Annotated in this window: 7 protein-coding genes; all 7 read right to left on the bottom strand. The window is 30.3% G+C overall.

Annotation, left to right across the window (positions count from 1 at the left end; translation table 11 throughout):
* Positions 1-294: 294 nt before the first annotated feature.
* On the bottom strand, positions 295-1,239 hold the full coding sequence (locus ACH2BG_RS12160) for a transglutaminase (protein WP_395047961.1): 945 nt from the start codon (positions 1,237-1,239) through the stop codon (positions 295-297).
* Positions 1,240-1,267: 28 nt separating this feature from the next.
* Positions 1,268-2,113, bottom strand: coding sequence for a substrate-binding domain-containing protein (locus ACH2BG_RS12155; RefSeq protein ID WP_395047960.1), 846 nt, complete (start codon positions 2,111-2,113; stop codon positions 1,268-1,270).
* Positions 2,114-2,128: 15 nt separating this feature from the next.
* Positions 2,129-3,253: an SDR family oxidoreductase gene (locus ACH2BG_RS12150; protein ID WP_395047959.1), complete on the bottom strand. Its 1,125-nt coding sequence runs from the start codon at positions 3,251-3,253 to the stop codon at positions 2,129-2,131.
* Between the two features lie 30 nt (positions 3,254-3,283).
* Positions 3,284-3,817 carry a GNAT family N-acetyltransferase gene (locus ACH2BG_RS12145; protein ID WP_395047958.1) on the bottom strand — a complete coding sequence of 178 codons (534 nt, stop codon included), beginning with the start codon at positions 3,815-3,817 and terminating at the stop codon, positions 3,284-3,286.
* Positions 3,818-3,821: 4 nt separating this feature from the next.
* Positions 3,822-4,343, bottom strand: coding sequence for a GNAT family N-acetyltransferase (locus ACH2BG_RS12140; RefSeq protein WP_395047957.1), 522 nt, complete (start codon positions 4,341-4,343; stop codon positions 3,822-3,824).
* A 102-nt stretch (positions 4,344-4,445) separates the two neighbouring features.
* Positions 4,446-5,309, bottom strand: coding sequence for a nucleoside phosphorylase (locus ACH2BG_RS12135; RefSeq protein WP_395047956.1), 864 nt, complete (start codon positions 5,307-5,309; stop codon positions 4,446-4,448).
* A 112-nt stretch (positions 5,310-5,421) separates the two neighbouring features.
* Positions 5,422-5,671 (bottom strand): translation initiation factor (locus tag ACH2BG_RS12130; protein ID WP_395047955.1); only part of this gene is annotated, 250 nt, incomplete at its 5' end.

The following is a 5,671-nucleotide window of genomic DNA, read 5'->3' as shown; positions in this document are numbered from 1 at the left end:
ATATATTTTGAATGCTATCATTTTTTTGAGAGAAAACAAATGAAGTAATGAATAAAATAGATAAGAGCAGTATTTTTTTCAAAGTTTATTTTTTTATATGATACATCAAATGTGGAAGGGTTGCGTGCAAATATAAAAAAAACTTAAATAGGAATTTCTAACATGAATTGTAGCCCTGATCGAAGTGGAAATCCTTTTTATAATTTGTCATTTTAAGCTTGTAGAAGAACAAATTATAAAAAGATTGAAACGTAGAGTGGGAATAATGCTGAAAAAGAAAAAATAGTTGTGCTTCTAATCATTCAAAGTTAACTCTCCTAAAATTTCTTCGCTCATAAATTTCCCTCCAGGATAACTTGCTGTATAATCTAGATTTAGCCATATTTGTCCGCGCTCATCGATGTGATAATGCAATTGTTTGCCTTTGCTTTCTTCGACAAAAAGTACCTTTCTGATTAGGAAATTTATATTTTGCAAATCACGTTTTGTGCCAATTAGCATTTCGGGATAAATATGGTCGTTTGTATGAATAAGTCTTGGGATTCCGCCCACAGCTTTTATTCCAGCTGCCATAAGAATGGCGTGATCATCGCAATCGCCAGAGAAATGTTGCAAGGATTCCGACGCGTAAGCGATATAATTATTGCCTTGCGGATCATTTACATAATTCCAACGGCTTTTTATTTCTTTAAAAACCGCAAAACACTGAATTGTAGTACGATAATTTTGATATCCTTTTATTTTTTTTGTATCTGAAAAGTATTTTGTAGTTGCTGATAATGCAAAATTCCGAACTTTGGGATTTGAATAATCTATAGATCTAATCACTTTGTTTTTATTAGGAAATGGTAAGAGTTTGCTTACAATGATATCTTGCGGATAAGGATTCTCTCCCATGGTGTACATCATAGAGCGATAATCATCGTAAACCCTATAAAAACTGTATTCTCCAAATATTGTCCCTAAAAAAACTATGATGATATAGGCGAATATACAGATTACAATAATCGTTTTTAGTGCTCTTAGAATAAGTTGAAAACAGATTAAAATTACGATAAATAACAAAATTCTATCAATAGGAAATTGCCAATTTGGATTGACTAAATTTTGGTGAACAATAATAAATATTGGAATAGTTAGTAAGATATTTAACAAAAAAATGACAATATTATCCCAAGGCTTTGGTAAGGAAAGCTTTTCTTTATATTTTCTAATAAGTTCCCTTGTTACCACTGACATTGTTTTGTAAAACGATAAAAATAAGCAATTATCTGACTATCGTCTCAAAAGTAACCTTTTTATCAATAATAGATAGTTCAAATAGTTGATTTTGAACTTTGTTTAACATTTTTTTTGATAATTGTTCTTGTGACCATTCAGTTAAAGATAGCCATTCTTCAATATCTTCTATTTTTAGGTTGTATCTTGAGGCTAAATTTTCATTGATATTTGACATTTCTTTAAATTCGGAAGTGGTTGCATTGATGATTTCTAGAATTTTATCGATAATTTTTGGGTGTTTTTCAAGAATTTCATCACGAACTGCAATGACAAAACAAGGCCAAGGTGTTGGACAATCGCCAATTTTTCTAAAAATTTCAGCATCAACTAATGGTTTTGTCATGAATCGTTCCCACATAAAATAATCGGCCGTTTGGTTTGTTAATGCTTCGACTGCACCATCGATAGTATTTACGATTTCGAATTGTAAATTATCGATTTTCCAATATTGATTTTGCGCATTTACAATCGACATTAGGTGAGAACCAGAACCCAATCTTGAAATAGCAGCTTTGGTGTTTTTTAAATCCGGAAGCTTTTGGTGTTTTGAATTGGCAGCTACATGAATTCCCCAAATTAAAGGGCTTTCTACATAAACTTGAACAATTTTACTCGGGTTTCCAGCAATAATATCTTTTACAATTCCTTCAGTTAGAATTACTGCAATGTCAGTTTCTTTGTCACGAAGCATTTGACACATTTTACCTGTTCCTTCGGGTACATTTGTCCATTGTAAATCGATGTTTTCTGCTTCAAATTCGCCTTTTTCAATACTTAATTGCCAAGGTAAATTGAAATGTTCTGGAACGCCTACTATTTTTATTGTTGTCATTCTTTAAGTAAAAAATTAAACATTTATATCTTTAAAATTATTCAATTTCGCATAACGAATCATGTTTGTAAATGCTTCAGTATCTAGTTTAGGGATTTCTAGAATCGAGTTCAATAATGTTGTATCATATTCGTTGGCATCGGTAGTAAAATAAGGCTTTAGATGCTTTCCTATGCTTTCGTAATATAATTTTTCGATAGTAGTTTTATAATTAAAATCGAGTGTGCTTTGAATTAAACTAAAATTAGTGTAACCTACTTCTTGCATTATTAGTTGCAGTCCTTTTACGATATTAAAACTTTTGTTGTGTACAATATTAAGTTGTTGAATATCTTCTCTTTGAAAAGAATTTACAATCACTTTTGCTACATAATCTACAGGAATAATGTTTAGTCCTGTTTTTTCATTTATTTGAAATCGCACATTTTCTTGTTCGTTTTTTCGTTGCGCAGTAAAATGGAAAAATTTTGCTAAAAGGTAAAAAACCATATATTTAGGAATGAAATAATTGTTTTCTTTTCCTAGCATTTTTCCTCCAATAACACTTGGACGAAGAATTTGATACGGCAATCCTAAAATTTTGCACTGTTGTTTTACAAAACTTTCTGAATGAAATTTTGCATTTTCGTAGGCATTCCGGTGTTCTGGAATAAAATTTAAATTATGAAAATCATTGTCTATAAGTCCATTTCTAACTCCAGATGAAAATGCAGTACTGATGTAAATAAATTTTTTGATAAACGGAGAAAAAGTGTTGAAAATGTTTTTTGTGATTTGGGCATTTTCATTAAATATTTTCTCTTTCTGGTCTTCATCAGTCGATAAATTTACATAACCAGCGGAATGAATAAAGTATGCTCCACGAATTTTTTCAGCATTATTATCTTGAATTTCAGACAAATCGGTATCAATAATTTCTATATAAGAATGTAATTTTTCTAATCCTTTTTCTATAAGGATTTGTGGTGTATAACTACTAGATAAAAGTTCGTTTATTCTGTCTTTAGCTGAGTTTTTTCCTTTGTTTCTTGTAATCAAGAATAGTTTTCCGTCGATAGAATTAGTTATAAAAAGCTCTAAAATTTCATACATAATATGAGATCCTAAAACGCCTGTTGCTCCTGTAAGAATTATTTTCATTTTGGTTTTGTTATGAAAAGCAAATGTAGGTTAAATAGTGGGATTATTCATTTGCCACCATCTCCAGAGAACATTGTCTTTGTCTAAATAATCTTCTATAAAATTCATTCCTACTTTTTGCAAAATATGATTTGATGCGTCATTTTGAGTATGTGTATAAGCATTCATTTTATCAATTTTCATTTCTTTAAAACCGTAGTTCAACCAAGCAATAGATGCTTCTGTGGCGTATCCTTTATTCCAAAATTTCTCGTTTAGACGATAACCATAATCATAAAAATTGGTATTTCCATTTTCTATATGATTAGTTACGTATTTTATTCCTGTCCAACCGATTAGTTCCCCTGTATCTTTCAGAATTGTTGAAAAACGTCCAATATTATTATCTAAATATTGCTGACGAACCATATTGATATAGTCATGTACTTCTTCAATTTTTGTGAGTGGTTTGTTCCACAAATATTTATGAACTTCTGGGTTTTTGTCCATTTCAAAAAGTGCTTCGGCATCTGACAATTCAAACGGGCGAAGAATAAGTCTGTCGGTTTCTAGGATTAAGTTCATATTTTTAATTTTTATTATCAATTTTATACCAATTATGAATAGAATTGTTCGCTACATATTGATTTGTAAACTCGAAACCAATCTTTTTTAAGACTTTGTTTGAACCTAAATTATCACTTAAAGCACAGGCATGAATAGTCGATAATTTCATTGTATTAAATCCATAATCTAACCAAGCAAGAGAAGATTCACTAGCAAATCCTTTGTGCCAATGTTCTTCAGAAAATCTATATCCTAAATCATAAAAATTAATATGATTATTTTCTAGAGTATTTCTGAATTTTAACCCCGAAAATCCAATTAGCTTATCTGTTTCTTTTAAAATTACTGCAAATCTTGCTATACTATTTTTCTGATATTCATTTATAATTTTTTGAATATATAGTTTTGCTTCAATTTTTGATTTTATTGGATTTCTTAAATAAAAATTTACATTAGGATTATTATTCATTATAAAGAAACCATCAACATCAGATAATTCTAATGGACGAAGAATGAGTCGCTCAGTTTCTAGGATTAGGTTCATTGTTTACAGTTTTTTAGCCCTGATAGTAGTGAAAATACTTTTCTTTTTTTCTTTAAAAAAGAAAAGATTGCAACGAATAGCGGGAAATAGCTCCTAAAATTACTAAATCAATTTATCTAATGTATATGCAATTAGTTCATTGACAGTTTTTTCTGGATTTGAACTAAATTCGCCTACAGCTCTATTTGCAATTATGGCATTTAATGACAAACAATTATGTCCCAATAATTTTCCTAAGCCGTAAATTGCAGAAGTTTCCATTTCAAGATTCGTCATACGAGTTCCGTTATGATTGAAAGCATCCATTTTTTTATTCAAGTCAGGATCTTGAATGTTTAAGCGAACTACACGACCTTGTGGTCCGTAAAAACCTCCGGCTGTTCCTGTAAAACCTTTATGAAATTTGTCTGAATATATTTTATTTTCTAACACTTGGTCGCAAGCCACAACGGTAGGACGACCTTTGCGCAAATCCCAATTGGTTTGCTGGATAAAGGCATCTTCTAATTCGGTAATAGAATGTTCTTCGATTAAATAGGAGCGAAGCATATTGTCTAAACCAATAGCATATTTGCTCATAACCCAACTGTCGACGGGAATATCAGCTTGTAATGAACCTGATGTTCCTATACGAACTATATTTAAAGCGGTATGATTTGGTTTTATCTCTCTGGTTTTTAAATCGACATTTACTAATGCATCTAATTCATTAAAAACAATATCAATGTTATCTGGACCAATTCCTGTTGATTGTACAGTAATTCTTTTGCCTTTATACATTCCAGTTTCTGTTTTGAATTCTCTTTTTTGAGTAGAAAATTCGATACTATCGAAATGTTGTGTAATTTTTGATACACGTTCTTGGTCACCTACAAAGATGATGTCGTGTGCTATATTTTCAGGAAGCAAGTTTAAGTGATATACACTTCCGTCTGGGTTTAGTATTAATTCTGATGGTTTTATCATTTTTTTAAGGTGCTAAGTTTCAAAGTAACAAAGTTACTAAGGTTTTTATTTTTTTGTTTTAAGAAATCTAAAATCTAAAATCTAAAATCTAAACTCTGAAATCTAAAATTAATTATCCTCCAACACGTTTTACTTTAAATCCTTTTATTTTTAGTATTTCCATGATTTTGTCACGGTAATCTCCTTGAATTATTATCGAATCATCTTTAAAAGTTCCTCCAACACTGAGTTTGGTTTTTATTTCTTTGGCTAGAATTTTAAAATCTTCGTCGCTTCCTTCATAACCTTCAATAATGGTGGTGGCTTTCCCTTTTCGTTTTTCGTATTTGCAAATCATTGGTTCTTTTTGAACGTATAATTCG

The sequence above is a fragment of the Flavobacterium sp. genome, from assembly GCF_043779715.1.
Lineage (GTDB): Bacteria > Bacteroidota > Bacteroidia > Flavobacteriales > Flavobacteriaceae > Flavobacterium.
This window is presented reverse-complemented; position numbering and strand designations above follow the sequence as displayed.